Consider the following 13,687-nt stretch of genomic DNA (forward strand, 5'->3'; position numbering starts at 1 on the left):
CGCCGTGAAGGCGACGCGGACGAAGTCGGCGCCGGCCTCGCCGTAGAACTCGCCGGGAGCGACCAGGATGCCGAGCTTCGCCAGGTCGGCCACCGTGTCCCAGCACGGCTCGTCCCTCGTCGCCCAGAGGTACAGGCTGGCCTCCGAGTGCTCGATGCGGAAGCCCCGGCCCTCCAGCGCCGACCGCAGCGCCGCACGCCGGGCGGCGTACCGCTCCCGCTGCTCCGCCACGTGCCCGGAGTCCCCGAGCGCCGCGACCGTCGCCGCCTGCACCGGGGCCGGGACCATCAGCCCACTGTGCTTGCGGATCTCCAGCAGTTCCCCCAGCACATCCGCGTCGCCGGCGACGAACGCCGCGCGGTAGCCGGCCAGGTTGGAGCGCTTGGACAGCGAGTGGACCGCGAGCAGGCCCGCCAGCGAGCCGCCGCAGATGTCCTCGCGCAGCACCGACACCGGCTCGGCGTCCCAGCCGAGTTCGAGGTAGCACTCGTCGCTGACGAGCAGGATCCCGTGCTGCCGCGCCCAGTTGACGGTCCGTCGCAGCTCTTCGGCGGTCAGCACCCGGCCGGTGGGGTTCGACGGGGAGTTGAGCCAGAGCAGCCGGAGGCCCTCCGGGTCCAGCTCCCACGGGTCGTCGTAGACGACATGGTCGGCCCGCGCCAGCCGTGCGCCCACCTCGTACGTCGGGTAGGCCAGCCGGGGGTAGGCCACCCGGTCGCCGGGGCCGAGGCCCAACTGCCAGGGCAGCAGGGCGACCAGTTCCTTGGAGCCCACCGTCGGCAGCACGTTCCGGTGCCCGATGCCGACTGCTCCGAGTCGGCCCTCGACCCAGCCCACCAGGGCGTCGCGCAGCGCGGGGGTGCCCCACACCGTCGGGTAGCCGGGGCTGTCGCCGGCGGCCGCCAGCGCGGCCTGGACGCTCGGCGGAACCGGGTCCACCGGCGTCCCCACCGAGAGGTCGACGATGCCGTCCGGGTGGGCGAGCGCGGACTGCTTGTACGGGTCCAGCCGGTCCCACGGGAAGGCCGGAAGCAGGGACGATACGCGGCGCGCCGCCCCTCCCGGCGGGAGGGGCGGCGCGGCGTCGGTGCTCTGGTCGTTCACGTCGCTCACTGGTTCTGCGGCGGGAGGGCCGCGATGAACGGGTGGTCCTTCTCGATCACACCGAGCTTGGAAGCACCGCCGGGCGAACCGAGGTCGTCGAAGAACTCGACGTTCGCCTTGTAGTACTCCTTCCACTCCTCCGGGGTGTCGTCCTCGTAGAAGATGGCCTCGACCGGGCAGACCGGCTCACAGGCGCCGCAGTCGACGCACTCGTCGGGGTGGATGTACAAGGACCGCTGGCCCTCGTAGATGCAGTCGACCGGGCACTCTTCGATGCACGCCTTGTCCTTCACGTCGACACAAGGCTGCGCGATGACGTAGGTCACGCTGTCATTCCTCCTCGTAGGGGCTGCATTCGCGCAGGGAGCGCGGCGTCGTCGATGCCCGCCCCTAGTATCACCGCATCAGGCCTGTGCAGGTAACGGAGGTGGCGGGTATGGCGTCCCAGCGTATCGAAAGCGGCCCGGGCGAGGTCCGGATCAGCCGTGCTGACCTGGGGCGACGGGTTTCGGTGCGGCGGATTTCGGACATCGTGGACGGACGTCCCGAGTTCCGCGACGTCGTGGGCGTGCTCACATCCTGGGACGAGTCCGGCGCGCTGACCGTGGTCAACCGGGCCGGGGAGGCCGTCGCCCTGGACGAGCGCGCACTGGTCGCCGGCAAACCCGTACCGCCCGCGCCGGTCCGGCGCGGTGCGGCCGCACCGGAACTCCCGGGACCTGCGGCGATGCAGCGGATCGCCGCGGCGGCCTGGCCCGCGATCGAGCAGGAGCCGCTGGGCGACTGGGTGCTGCGGGCCTCGGCCGGCTTCACCCGCCGGGCCAACTCGGTGCAGACGCTCGGCGATCCGGGGCTGCCGCTCGACGAGGCGCTGGCCCGGGTGCGCGCCTGGTACGCCGAGCGCGGCCTGCCCGCCTACCTGGAGATCACCGAACCGGGCTCGCCCGAGGGCCTGGCCGCGCACGCCGAGTCGCTCGCCGCGACCCACGTCCGCACCGCCCCGCTGGCCGCGCTCGCGGCGGCTCCGCTCGCGGTGGACGTCCGCCTGGCCCGGACGCCGGACGCCGCCTGGCTCTCCCGCTACCGCCGTGTGACCGGCGGACCCGAGGTGCAGCGGGCCGCCATGTCGCTCCTGCTGGGCGGTGCCTCCACCTGGTTCGCCTCGGCGCACCTGCCGGAGGTGACCGACGGCCCGGCCGCCATCGGACGCCTGGTCGTGGACGGGCCGTGGGCCTACTTCGGCGCCGTCGAGGTCGTCCCGGCGGCCCGCCGCCGCGGACTGGCCGCCGCGGTGATGACCGCGCTCGCCTCCCGCGCCGCGGAGGAGGGCGCGACCGGCGCCTACCTCCAGGTCGAGGCGGACAACGCACCGGCGGGGGCGCTCTACGACAAACTGGGCTTCCGGACCGCCTACACCTACCACTACGCCCGGCTCTGACCGCCCTGCTGACGAACCGCCAGAAACCCCTTGCAGCGCCGGATAGCGTCGTACCCGTGATCGACACCCTGCTGCACGCGTACGACGCCCAGATGCGCGGCGTGCCCCCGACACCGCCGGCGGGGGTCCGGCACGAGACGGACGGCCCGCTGCTGCGGGTGGTCGGCCAGTTCCGCGGCTTCGTCACCGGTCCCCGCGATCTCGGCGTCGCCGGGCCGGAGTTGGACGCGCTGATCGCCCGGCAGCGGGACTTCTTCGCCGCGCGCGGCGAGGCCGTGGAGTGGAAGGTCCGCGGCCACGACCTGCCGGCCGACCTGCCCGCGCGGCTGCAGGCGGCCGGCTTCGTGCCCGAGCCGCAGGAGACCGTCCTGGTCGGCCGGGCCGATGAGTTGGCGGCCGAGCCGGTGCTGCCCGAGGGCGTGCGCCTGCGCCAGGTGACGGACGACGCCGACCTGCGCCGGATCGCCGCGATGGAGACGGTGGTCTGGGGCTTCGACATGTCCTTCCTCGCCGCCGACCTGGCGGGGCGGCTGGCCACGGCACCGGACCAGTTGGACGTCCTCGTCGCCGAGGCCGACGGCGAGGTCGTCTGCGCCGCCTGGCTCGCCTACCGGCCGGGCACCGGGTTCGCCTCGCTCTGGGGCGGCTCCACCCTCCCGGCGTGGCGCGGGCGCGGCGTCTACCGCGCCCTGGTCGCCGCCCGCGCGCAGCGCGCCGCCGCCCGCGGCGTGCGATACCTGCACGTGGACGCCTCGGACGACAGCGCCCCGATCCTGCGCCGCCTCGGCATGCGGGCGGTCACCACCACCACGCCGTACATCTGGACACCTCCGGTGCCCGGAGCGGAGCGCCCCGGCGCATAGAATCCCCGAGGTGAGCGAGGAGAGCAGGGCGCGGTTCGCCGCGGAGGCCCGGGGTGAGGCGCCCGACCTCGCGACGCTCTGCCTGCTCATGGGGTTCGAGGCCGATCTCGTGGACCGGAACGGCGAGTTGGACACGGTGCTGGCGCCCTCGCGGCGCACCCTCGAACAACTGGCCGTCCGCGCGGCGGCGGCGCTGGGCCCGGCGGAGCGCCCGGCCGCCGAGACCGCCGCGGTCCTGGCCGGGGTCCTCGCCGGCGGCGCGGACCTGCGCGGCGGGCCCGGCGTCTACGACCGGCTGGAGTCCTCCCTGCTGCACCAGGTGCTCCGGCGCGGGCGGGGACTGCCCATCACCGTCTCGGTGGTGTGGATCGCCGTGGGCCGTCTGATCGGCGTCCCCGTCCACGGGGTGGCCCTGCCCGGCCACTTCGTCGTCGGCGTCGGCACCCCCGGCGAGGACTGCGTCCTGGTGGACCCCTTCCACGGCGGCCGGACACTGACACTGGACGACGCCGCCCGGATCACCGCGGAGGCGGGCTACGCGCTGGAGCACGAGATGCTGCGCCCGGCGGAGCCGGCGGACATCGTGCTGCGCGTCCTCGGCAACATCCGCGCGTGGGCGGCGGCCCGCCCCGAACACGCCCGGACGCAGCTGTGGGCGACGGAGCTGAGCCTGCTGCTGCCCCGACATCCGGCCCAACTGCGGCTTGAGCGGGGGGAGTTGCTGGTGAAGACGGGCCGCTTCACGGAGGGCGCGGCGGAGATGGAGTCCTACGCCACGATCCTCGACGCCTTCGACCCGGAGTCTGCGCAACGCGTCCGCTTCGAGGCCCGCGCGGCGAGACACCGCCTGAACTGAGTCAGTTGCACCCCCGCAGGGGCGCGAGGAACTGCGCGACCAGCCCACCACTCGTGGAGGTCCGACCCCCTGTGCGGGACGAACCTCCCCGAGGGGTGTGTTGCTCGCGCAGTTCCTCGCGCCCCTGCGGAGCGGGCGGTGCGCCCTACAGCCAGCCCTTTTCCAGGGCGATCCGGACCGCCTCGGTCCGGTTGCGGGCGCCGGTCTTCTGGATCGCCGCGGAGAGGTAGTTGCGGACGGTGCCCTCCGAAAGGTGCAGCCGGGCGCTGATCTCCGCGTTCGCGGAACCGTCCGCCGCTGCCGCCAGCACGTCCCGCTCGCGGGACGTCAGCGGGTTGGCGCCCTCCGCGAGGGCCGCCGCCGCGAGTGTGGGGTCGATGACACGTTCGCCGCGCAGCACCCGCCGTACCGCGTCGGCGAGTTGGGACGCCGGGGCGTCCTTGACGAGGAACGCGTCCGCCCCGGCCTCCATCGCGCGCCGGAGGTAGCCGGGACGGCCGAACGTCGTCAGGACCACGATCTTGACCTTGGGCAGCTCCGCCCGCAGCCGCGCCGCCGCCTCGATACCGGTGAGCCCCGGCATCTCGATGTCGAGCAGGGCCACCTCCACCCCGTGTGCCTCCGCCGCGGCGACCACCTCGTCGCCGCGCGCGACCTGCGCCACGACGTCGAGATCCTCCTCCAGCCCGAGCAACGCGGCCAGCGCCTCCCGGACCATCCCCTGGTCCTCCGCAAGCAGAATTCTGATCACTCGTGCAAGGTACCGGCCAAGTCGCTCGCACTGGCAACGGATTGCGTCCGCAGCGGCACCACCGCGGTCAACTGGAAGCCCTTGCCTCCGCTTACCGGCCCCGTCTCCAGGCGGCCGTCGGCCAGTTGGAGGCGTTCGCCCAGGCCGGAGAGGCCGTTGCCGGCGCGGGCGTGGCGTCCGCCGGAGCCGTCGTCCCGGACGATGAGCCGCAGTTCGCGCTCGCCCTCGCGCTCGCCGGGGTGCTCCTCCAGCACCACCTCGCAGCGGCCGGCGCCGCTGTGGCGGACGACGTTGGTGACCGCCTCGCGCAGCGCCCAGCCCAGGGCGCCCTCCTCGTCCGGCCCCAACCCCGGCCTGGCGTCGGCGAGATCGGCCGCGGCGTCGAAGCGGATGTCGGCTGCGGTCAGCGCGGTGCGCGCGGCGGCGATCTCGACGGCGAGCTTCGGGCGGCGGTAGCCGCCGATGGCCTCGCGGACGTCGATCAGGGCCTGGCGGCTCACCTTCTCGATGTCGTCGACCTGGGCCCGGGCCTCGGCGTAGCGCTCCTGGTCCATGAAGCGGGAGGTGAGCTCGGTCTTCAGGGTGATCAGCGAGAGCGAGTGGCCGAGCAGGTCGTGCAGGTCCCGGGCCAGCCGCAGCCGCTCGTCCGAGGCGGCCAGGGCGGCGATGGCCTGCCGGGCCTCACGCAGTTCGCGCATGGTGCGGACCAGTCGCTGCAGGCCGGTCATGGCCGCCCCGCCGAGGAAGGCGGCGAAGCCGACGGAGGTCAGGGTGTCGCCGGAGGCGTGCACCAGCAGCCCGCAGAGCAGCATCAGGCCGGTGACCGCGGCGACTCCGCGCAGCGCCACCCGGGTGGGGAGGATCGCACCGGCGCACACGGACGAGTAGGTGAACAGGGTGGTCCACGGCTCACCGAGGACCAGGGTGGCGCTGGTGGCGATGGCCACCAGGACGCCGAACTTGGCTCCGTCCCGGGGGTTCCACTCGACCGTCCGCCCCGTCATCTGACGGCGGAACAGCAGGTCGAAGTAGACGACGAGGAAGGCGGCCAGCAGGCCCCAGCCCACCGCCGTGGCGGCGGTGCCGTGCTTGCCGTGGACCAGGTCCTGCACCGGGTAAGCCAGGTAGACCAGCCACAGCAGCGCCCAGCAGGACTTCACGAACAGCTGCCTGCGGTTCTCGGGGGTCATCCCGATGCGGACCTCGGACCAGGTCGTCATGCCGGCCACCTCCCTCGTCGATTGTTTCAGGCGGCCTTGCGGTCGCGCTGGTAGAGGCGGGCCGCGAAGTAGGTGAACACCACGAGGTAGACGGCGAGCGCGAGCACCCGGCCGCTCGTCACGTGCACGTGGGGCAGCGCCAGCCGGCCGAGCTGGTTGTACAGCGCCATCGGCGTCCAGTCGAAGTACTTCTGGATGCTGTCGGGCATCCGGAACCAGGTGCCGCCGGCCATGGCCATCAGCATGTACGTGATCATGACGATGGGCTGGACCGAGTCCGGAGCGGCGGCGTACCCGAGGGCCACGCCGAGAGCCGCGAAGACGAAGCCGCCGACCCAGAGGATCGCGGCGGTGCCGATCCAGGCCCCGGCCGAGAAGCGCACCCCCTCGACCGCGCCGAGCAGGAAGACGCCGATGATGGCGGGCAGGGTGGTCACCCCGCTGGCGACCAGCTTGGCGGTCACGTAGCTCGACCCGGGGAGCGCGGTGAGGCGCAGCTGGCGGGTCCAACCGCTCTTCCGCTCCAGGGAGATGCGCATGGCGGCGTTGAGCGAGGCGCCGACGGTGCCGAAGGTCGCCATCGAGATCATGAAGTAGGTCTTGACCGCGACGCCGCCGAGCTCGGTCGCACCGCTGTAGGCGCCGACCATCAGGGCGTAGAGCGCCACCGGGTAGATGACGGTGAAGAAGAGGTAGCGGCGGTTGCGCAGGACGCGCAGGATCTCGAGCTTGATCAGCTGGGTCATCGCACGTTCTCCTCGGCGGCGTCGTCGGCGGCGTCCTGCTCGCCGGTGATGGTGATGAAGGCCTGCTCCAGGCCGACCGTGGTGACCTCCAGGCCGCGCGGGTAGAAGCCGGCGCGGTAGAGGGCCGCCACCGTCGCGTCCGAGTCGGTGGACCGGATGCGGACCGTGGTGCCGGTCAGCTCCAGGGCGTTGACGCCGGGCAGGTCGCGCAGCAGCGAGGAGTCGCCGCCGTCCTCGGGGCGGAAGTCGAAGGTGACCTTCTTGAGACCGGCCCGCGCCTTGATCTCGGCCGCGGTGCCGTCCGCGATGAGCCGGCCCTTGTGGATCACGAGGACGCGGTCCGCGACGGAGTCCGCCTCCTCCAGGTAGTGCGTCGCGAAGAGGATGGTCCGCCCCTGGGCGGCCTCGGCCTTCATGACGTTCCAGAACGCCTGCCGCGCGCTGACGTCCATACCGGTGGTCGGCTCGTCCAGGATGATCAGGTCGCTGTCGCCGCAGGTGGCCAGCGCGAAGCGGACGCGCTGCTCCTGACCGCCCGACAGCTTGTCGACCTTGCGGTCGGAGATCTCGGTGAGCTGGGCCTTCTTCAGCACGTCGTCGACGTTGTAGCCGCGCGGGTGCACCTGGCAGGCCAGGGTGACGAGTTCACGGATCGTCACCTCGGGCATGAGCCCGCCGCTCTGGAGCATGACGCCCACCCGGCCGTTGACGATGGCCTGGCGCGGGGACCCGCCGAAGAGGCTCACCTGGCCCGCGCTGGGGTCCTTGAGGCCGAGCAGCATGTCGATGCTGGTCGACTTCCCGGCCCCGTTGGGGCCGAGGAAGGCGACGGTCTCGCCCGGTCGCAGCGTGAAGGACACGTCGTTGACGGCCTTCACCGCCCCGAAGTTCTTGCTGACGCCGCGGAACGCCGCGACCTCCCCGTCGGAGCCGGCGCCCTTCCGCGCCGCCCCCGTGTACTGCTCCGTCGTGCTCATCGCTGCTCACGCCTCCTGGTCGTCCTGTTGACCCCACCAGGTTCGCGCACCGGCCCCCTGACCGTCAGTGTCACGCCTCCATCCCCGCACATGACATCTGTCATGCCGCCCGCCCCGCTCCTGCGGGGCAGCCGCAAGGGGCGCGAGGATCCCCCACCTTTCGGGCGCGGGATCCTCGCGCCGCCAGGGGTTGCCCTACCGGACGCTCAAGTTCCGTTTGAGGAAGGCGACCTGAAGCAGCAGCAGGTTCTCCGCCACCTCCTCCTGCGGAGTCATGTGCGTCACCCCCGACAGCGGCAGCACCTCATGCGGCCGCCCCGCGGCCAGCAGCGTGGCGGAGAGCCGGAGCGTGTGCGCCACCACCACGTTGTCGTCCGCCAGGCCGTGGATCAGCTGGAGCGGCCGCTCCAGCTTCCCCGCGTCGCCCATCAGCGAGTGCGCCGCGTACACCTCCGGGCGCTCGGCCGGGAGGCCGAGGTAGCGCTCGGTGTAGTGGGTGTCGTACAGCTCCATGTCGGTGACCGGCGCGCCCGCCACCGCCGCGTGGAAGACGTCGGGCCGACGCAGGACCGCGAGCGCGGCGAGGTACCCGCCGTAGGACCAGCCGCGGATGCCGACGCGGCCCAGGTCCAGCGGGAAGTCCTGGGCCAGTGCCGTGAGCGCCTCGACCTGGTCCGCCAGCGTCACGCCCGCCATGTCCAGGTGGATCGACTTCTCCCAGGCGGGGCTGCGCCCCGGCGTCCCCCGGCCGTCCGCGACGACGACCGCGAAGCCCTGGTCGGCGAACCACTGCGAGGTCAGGTGGGCGTTCTGCGTCGCCAGCACCTGCTGGCCGTGCGGACCGCCGTAGGGGTTCATCAGCACCGGGAGCAGGCCGTCCCGTTCGCGGTCGTAGCCGGTCGGCAGCAGCACCGCCGCGGGGATGCGGTGCTCGCCGGCCAGGGTCAGCACCGGACGGGCCGTCAGCACGGGCTGCTCCGCCAGCGAGGTGATCTCGGCGACGGGCTCCCCGCCGCGCAGGACCCGTACCCGGCCGCCGCTGCGCTCCAGCGCGGCGGAGACCAGCACCGTGACGTCCCCGGCCCGCGTCGCGGCGTGGTAGCCGGGCGCGTCGCTGACCCGGCGGACCACTCCCCCGGCGTCCGCCAGGTAGACGTGCACCTGGCCGATCTCGGGCTCGGCCGCGGCCTCGCCCGCCGAGGCCGTGAACAGCACGTCGTCCGCCCCCGCGTCGAGCACGGCACGGACGTGCAGTTCGGGCCCGGTCACCTGGATGTCGCCGACGACGAGGGCGCGGCAGCCGGACGCCGTGTCGACGATGCGCACCAGCCGCCCGTCGGGCGTCCACACCGGGACGCCCGGGAACAGCTCGACCCACCGGTCGTCGGTCTCCTCCGCCACCTGCTCGGTGGCGCCGGTCTCCGGACGGACCGTCAGGTACCGCTGGGTGCGCTGGTCCCGCGCCTGCACGAGCAGCAGCGGCGGACCGCCCTCGGACCAGTGGACGCGGGCGAGGTAGGGGAAGGCCTCGCGGTCCCAGTCCACCTCGACCCGGCTGCCGTCCAGTGCGAGCACGAACAGCCGGACCTCCGCGTTCGCCGTGCCCGCCTGCGGATAGGCCACCCGGTGGGCCGGGCGGCCCGGGTTGGCCGGGTCGGCGATGTACCAGCGCTGCACCGGGCTCTCGTCCACCCGGGCCACCAGCAGCCGGGTGGAGTCGGGGGACCACCAGAAGCCGCGGCTGCGGTCCATCTCCTCGGCGGCGATGAACTCGGCCTGACCCCACGTCACCTCGTCGCCGTCGGGTGCGGCCAGGACGCGGTCGCCGCTGCCGTCGGCGGCGGTGATCCGCAGCTCGCCCGCGGTGGTCGGGTAGGCGACCCAGCGCCCGTCCGGCGACGGGCGGGGGTCCAGCACGGTTCCGGAGACCGGGAGTTCGGTGCACGCGCCGGTCAGCAGGTCCGCCCGGAACAGCCGGCCGGAGAGGGGGAACGCGGCCGACGTCACCGCGGCGTCGGTGGCATAGCCGATGACGCCGGCCGAGCCCTCCCGGGCGCGCTCGCGGCGGGCGCGCTCCTCCGGGGAGAGCTGCTCGTCACCGCCGCCGAGCAGGTGGGCCGGATCGGCGACCACTCGCTCGAACGGAGTATCGGAATTCGCAAGATCGAGTACCTGCAGCAGGTTCGCCCGTTCGGCCCCGCCCCGGGACCGCAGGAAGACCACTCTTCGCCCATCCGGGGAAACGGTGAACGAACGGGGAGCGCCCAGGGTGAACCGCTGGGTCCGCGAGAACTGGCGCGGGAAAGTGATCTCTGAGGGCATGGACGCACCCTATCCGCGCGCTCCCGCGCACGAGCGGGCCCACGGCAAACGCGCCTCTCCGCGGTGTCCCCCGGACGGCGGAGAAACCCGCTCCGAGCAGGGACGACGTCGTGCGCCCCAGTCGTGCACCGCTGCCCCCGCGCATGCATGATGACGGAACGTGACATCTCCGTCACCCCACGGGTATCACCTGTATGCCCGGGTCCGTCCATCCGGGGCGGCAGTCCCCGCCGCCCGCCAGTGAGAGGTGTGAGACGCGATGGTCCTGCCGATTTCCGCCGCTGTCCTGATGCTCATCGTCGTGGTGCTGCTCATCCGCCGGGCCGGGCTCAAGTTCTGGCATGCCCTGGCCTGCACCCTGCTCGGCTTCTACCTGGCGTCCAGCTCCATCGCGCCGTCGATCAAGACCCTGACCACCAACGTCGCGGGCATGCTCACCGGCATCAAGCTCTGAGCCCCGGGCTCGTTAGGCTCTGGCCTATGACGGAACCGGAACACCCCTCGGCGGCCCGCCGCCTGCTGCTCGTCCACGCGCATCCGGACGACGAGTCGATCGGCAACGGGGCCACCATGGCCCGCTACGCCGCCGAGGGAGCCGGGGTCACCCTGGTCACCTGCACCCTCGGCGAGGAGGGCGAGGTCATCGGACCGGACCTGGGCCACCTGACCGCCGACCGCGAGGACGCCCTCGGTCCGCACCGGATCACCGAACTGGCCGCCGCCATGCGGGAGCTGGGCGTCACCGACCACCGCTTCCTGGGCGGCCCCGGCCGCTTCCGCGACAGCGGGATGATGGGCGTCGAGTCGAACAAGCACCCGGAGGCCTTCTGGCAGGCCGACGTCGACGAGGCCGCCGCGCTCCTGGTCGCCGTGATCCGCGAGGTGCGACCGCAGGTGCTGGTCACCTACGACCCCAACGGCGGCTACGGCCACCCCGACCACATCCAGGCGCACCGGGTCGCCATGCGCGGCTACGAGCTCGCCGCCGACCCGACGTTCCGTCAGGACCTGGGCCCGGCGCACGAGATCGCCAAGGTCTACTGGAACTGCGTCCCCCGCTCCGCGCTGCGCGGCCCCGAGGACGCCCCCAATCCCTTCCCGGCCGAGGCGGACGAGGACGACGTCCCCGGCGTGGTGGACGACGCCGAGGTCACGGCGGTCGTCGACGGCAGCGCCTACGCCGAGCGCAAGGCCGCCGCGATGCGGGCCCACGCCACCCAGATCACCGTCGCCGAGCCCTGGTTCGCGCTGTCGAACGACCGCGGCCAGCTGCTCACCGCGGTGGAGTGCTACCGGCTCGCCCGCGGGCGCTCCGCCGCCCCGGCGGGGACGGTGGAGACGGACCTGTTCGCGGGGGTGACGGCCCGATGAGCGCGATCCCGGGTCCCCGCTCCGCGACGCCGCAGCGCCCACCGGCGCGGACGCCCCCGCTGGGGCGCGGCGGACGGGTCGTCAGTTACCTGCTGCTGGCGGTACTCGGCGTGCTGTGCGGCTTCGCCGGCAGCCTGATCGCCATGCTGTGGCTGCCGGTCGGGCTGCTGCTGGCGCTCGCCGGATGCGGCGCGCTCTTCTACGGAGGCGGGCTGCTGACGGGGACCCGGACCGGAGCCGCGCTGCCCGCGGTCGCCTGGTTCGTCTCCCTGCTGTACGTCACCGAGCCCCGCCCGGAGGGCGACTTCCTGCTCGGGGCGAGCATCGGCGGCTATCTCCTGCTGTTCCTGGGCGCGTTGACGGGCGTGCTGTGCACGGCCCGGCCGGGGCTGGGGGGCGGCCTGCGGCCTCGGTAAGGTAGTGCCCCGAAGCGAAGCTGGACTCCGCGGCACCCGGCGCGGCGAACCGACGATCGACAACGCGCTTGCCGCCGTGCGGGCGGGAAGCGAACCGGAGCAGCAGCAGTGAGTCGAGAACCAGAGAACCCGATGCCGCCCGTGCCGCCCCGTCAGGGCGGCGGCGAGGCCTACCCGTCGGGCACTCCCCCTTACGGCGCCCCGACGGACCCGGCCTTCTCCCGCGCGGGTGCTCCGCAGGGCCCGCGCGGCGCGCAGCAGGTCCCGCCGGCGGCGGGGGCGGGCGACGAGCCCAAGGCCACGGAGACGACGCTCACCACCCGCATCAAGATCAACATCCCGGGCTCCCGGCCCATCCCGCCCGTGGTGGTCCGCGAGCCGGTGAACCCCGCGCAGCCCGGTACCGGGACGGAGGGCCCGACCGCCCCCAGTCGACGTCACCGCGGCGAGGGCTCGGGCTCGCCCGTCCTTGGCGTCATGGACTCCGGCTCCCAGCCCTCCGTCCCGCCGGACCTGCCCCCGGAGTGGCGCACGCCGAACCCCGCCGCCGCGTCGCAGGCCCCTGCGGGGGCGGCGCAGGACAGCGCGGGCGGGGGAGGCGGCGGCAGCTCTTGGTTCGCCCCCCGCAAGAAGGTTGACGCCCCGGAGACCGAACCCGCCGGGGCCCCGCAACCGGCGCAGGGCATAGACGCCTTCCCCGCCCCGCCCGGCCCCGCGGGCAGCACCCCGCGACCTGACGGCCCGTCAAGCGGCTCCCCCGCCACACCCTTCGCTCCCTCGAGCCACCCGGCAACCAACGCCGCCTCCCCCGGCGCGGGCGCCCCGCAGCGTCCGGACCACGGCTACCCGGCCGGCAGCCCCGCGGCTCCCGGCGCCGCCAACGCCGCACCGGGTGCCCTCGGCAGCCCGACCGCGCCGCAGACCACCGAGCGCGGCCGCCCCGGCCCGAGCGCCGCAGGCCAGCGGCCTGACGGCCAGTCAAGCAGCCCTGCAGGCAGCCCCTTCCCTGGACCGGGGAGCGCCTCGGATCGCACCGCGGCCGGCGCCTTCGGCGGCCCCGCTGGGCCGCAGAGCGCCGAGCGCGGCCGCCCCGGCACCGGCCCGCGCCCTGACGGGCCGGCAGGCACAGGCGCGGCAGTCCCCGGCTACCCCGCAGGCAACGCTGCGGCCCCCGACACCTCCGCCGCCGGCGGCTTCGGCGGCCCGACCGCGCCCGGCCATCCCGGCCCGGGGGGCGGTCCGCGCCCTGATGGGCAGACGGGCGGCGGAGCCGCGAGGCCGGGAACGGCGGCTCCGGGCAGCGGCTTCCCCCCGGGCGTCCCGGCCGGGGATCCGTTCGTGCCGGGCGCGGAGGGGGCGCAGGCGGCACGCCGCAACGCGGAGACGACCCAGGCGTTCCCCGCTGTGGGGGCGGACCTCGGCAGCCCGGGGGCCACGCAGACGCATGGTTCGGGCATCAACCCGTTCGCACCCGAGGCCGGGGCCTTCCCGCCGGCGCCCGCGCCCGCGGGCCCCGCTCCCACCGGGATCGGTGGGGCCAGCCCGTTCCCGCCGCCCGCGCAGGGCGTCTTCGCCCCGAAGCCGAAGGTCGGCGGCGCCAGCGGCCGTCCCGCCGGCATGAAC

The 13,687-nt window shown here is 74.1% G+C and carries 13 protein-coding genes and 1 pseudogene; 7 read left to right on the forward strand and 7 right to left on the reverse strand.

Annotated elements, in window-relative coordinates; genetic code table 11:
• Together dapC and fdxA are read right to left on the reverse strand one after the other, a co-directional pair.
• A partial coding sequence (gene dapC, locus ACFP3V_RS29905; RefSeq protein ID WP_380590302.1) for a succinyldiaminopimelate transaminase occupies nt 1-1,104 on the reverse strand: 1,104 nt, incomplete at its 3' end.
• Between the two features lie 5 nt (nt 1,105-1,109).
• Nucleotides 1,110-1,430: a ferredoxin gene (gene fdxA / locus ACFP3V_RS29910; protein WP_380590305.1), complete on the reverse strand. Its 321-nt coding sequence runs from the start codon at nt 1,428-1,430 to the stop codon at nt 1,110-1,112.
• Between the two features lie 110 nt (nt 1,431-1,540).
• On the opposite strand from fdxA, the gene ACFP3V_RS29915 reads away from it, so the two are divergent.
• From ACFP3V_RS29915 to ACFP3V_RS29925, 3 genes are all read left to right on the forward strand, one after another.
• Nucleotides 1,541-2,542 carry a GNAT family N-acetyltransferase gene (locus tag ACFP3V_RS29915; protein WP_465270117.1) on the forward strand — a complete coding sequence of 334 codons (1,002 nt, stop codon included), beginning with the start codon at nt 1,541-1,543 and terminating at the stop codon, nt 2,540-2,542.
• A gap of 92 nt (nt 2,543-2,634) precedes the next feature.
• Nucleotides 2,635-3,405, forward strand: coding sequence for a GNAT family N-acetyltransferase (locus tag ACFP3V_RS29920; RefSeq protein WP_380590333.1), 771 nt, complete (start codon nt 2,635-2,637; stop codon nt 3,403-3,405).
• Between the two features lie 10 nt (nt 3,406-3,415).
• On the forward strand, nt 3,416-4,261 hold the full coding sequence (locus ACFP3V_RS29925; protein WP_380590311.1) for a transglutaminase family protein: 846 nt from the start codon (nt 3,416-3,418) through the stop codon (nt 4,259-4,261).
• A gap of 145 nt (nt 4,262-4,406) precedes the next feature.
• On the opposite strand, the gene ACFP3V_RS29930 is transcribed toward ACFP3V_RS29925, so the two are convergent.
• From ACFP3V_RS29930 to ACFP3V_RS29950, 5 genes are all read right to left on the reverse strand, one after another.
• Complete coding sequence (locus ACFP3V_RS29930) at nt 4,407-4,979, reverse strand: response regulator transcription factor (RefSeq protein WP_380590336.1); 573 nt, start codon at nt 4,977-4,979, stop codon at nt 4,407-4,409.
• Between the two features lie 29 nt (nt 4,980-5,008).
• Nucleotides 5,009-6,232 (reverse strand): sensor histidine kinase, encoded by a 1,224-nt coding sequence (locus tag ACFP3V_RS29935; RefSeq protein ID WP_380590314.1) that lies wholly within the window; start codon nt 6,230-6,232, stop codon nt 5,009-5,011.
• Nucleotides 6,233-6,258: 26 nt separating this feature from the next.
• Entirely contained in the window at nt 6,259-6,978 is a 720-nt protein-coding gene (locus tag ACFP3V_RS29940) for an ABC transporter permease (protein WP_380590317.1), read from the reverse strand.
• A complete protein-coding gene (locus ACFP3V_RS29945) occupies nt 6,975-7,955 on the reverse strand; it encodes an ABC transporter ATP-binding protein (protein ID WP_380590320.1) in 981 nt (326 codons plus the stop codon). Before ACFP3V_RS29945 ends, ACFP3V_RS29940 begins: the two co-directional genes overlap by 4 nt.
• Nucleotides 7,956-8,150: 195 nt before the next feature.
• Complete coding sequence (locus ACFP3V_RS29950; RefSeq protein WP_380590323.1) at nt 8,151-10,277, reverse strand: S9 family peptidase; 2,127 nt, start codon at nt 10,275-10,277, stop codon at nt 8,151-8,153.
• Nucleotides 10,278-10,536: 259 nt separating this feature from the next.
• Here ACFP3V_RS29950 and ACFP3V_RS29955 point away from each other — a divergent pair, with 259 nt between their 5' ends.
• The 4 genes and pseudogenes from ACFP3V_RS29955 to ACFP3V_RS29970 all read left to right on the forward strand — a co-directional run.
• Complete coding sequence (locus tag ACFP3V_RS29955) at nt 10,537-10,731, forward strand: hypothetical protein (RefSeq protein ID WP_380590326.1); 195 nt, start codon at nt 10,537-10,539, stop codon at nt 10,729-10,731.
• 26 nt (nt 10,732-10,757) lie between these two features.
• Entirely contained in the window at nt 10,758-11,648 is an 891-nt protein-coding gene (gene mshB, locus ACFP3V_RS29960; RefSeq protein ID WP_380590329.1) for an N-acetyl-1-D-myo-inositol-2-amino-2-deoxy-alpha-D-glucopyranoside deacetylase, read from the forward strand.
• Complete coding sequence (locus tag ACFP3V_RS29965; protein ID WP_380590331.1) at nt 11,645-12,064, forward strand: DUF6113 family protein; 420 nt, start codon at nt 11,645-11,647, stop codon at nt 12,062-12,064. Before mshB ends, ACFP3V_RS29965 begins: the two co-directional genes overlap by 4 nt.
• Nucleotides 12,065-12,172: 108 nt before the next feature.
• A pseudogene (locus ACFP3V_RS29970) lies at nt 12,173-13,687 on the forward strand (hypothetical protein); the annotation flags it as partial.

Origin of the sequence: Streptacidiphilus monticola (genome assembly GCF_042658505.1) — a bacterium.
Taxonomy (GTDB): Bacteria; Actinomycetota; Actinomycetes; order Streptomycetales; family Streptomycetaceae; genus Streptacidiphilus; species Streptacidiphilus monticola.

Excerpts from the sequence above, each read along its gene's own strand:
- ACFP3V_RS29915 (WP_465270117.1), top strand. The coding sequence starts at position 1,541 with ATGGCGTCCCAGCGTATCGAAAGCGGCCCGGGCGAGGTCCGGATCAGC.
- ACFP3V_RS29920 (WP_380590333.1), top strand. The coding sequence starts at position 2,635 with ATGCGCGGCGTGCCCCCGACACCGCCGGCGGGGGTCCGGCACGAGACG.
- ACFP3V_RS29930 (WP_380590336.1), bottom strand. The coding sequence starts at position 4,979 with ATGGTCCGGGAGGCGCTGGCCGCGTTGCTCGGGCTGGAGGAGGATCTC.
- ACFP3V_RS29935 (WP_380590314.1), bottom strand. The coding sequence starts at position 6,232 with ATGACGACCTGGTCCGAGGTCCGCATCGGGATGACCCCCGAGAACCGC.
- ACFP3V_RS29940 (WP_380590317.1), bottom strand. The coding sequence starts at position 6,978 with ATGACCCAGCTGATCAAGCTCGAGATCCTGCGCGTCCTGCGCAACCGC.
- ACFP3V_RS29945 (WP_380590320.1), bottom strand. The coding sequence starts at position 7,955 with ATGAGCACGACGGAGCAGTACACGGGGGCGGCGCGGAAGGGCGCCGGC.
- ACFP3V_RS29950 (WP_380590323.1), bottom strand. The coding sequence starts at position 10,277 with ATGCCCTCAGAGATCACTTTCCCGCGCCAGTTCTCGCGGACCCAGCGG.
- ACFP3V_RS29955 (WP_380590326.1), top strand. The coding sequence starts at position 10,537 with ATGGTCCTGCCGATTTCCGCCGCTGTCCTGATGCTCATCGTCGTGGTG.
- mshB (WP_380590329.1), top strand. The coding sequence starts at position 10,758 with ATGACGGAACCGGAACACCCCTCGGCGGCCCGCCGCCTGCTGCTCGTC.
- ACFP3V_RS29965 (WP_380590331.1), top strand. The coding sequence starts at position 11,645 with ATGAGCGCGATCCCGGGTCCCCGCTCCGCGACGCCGCAGCGCCCACCG.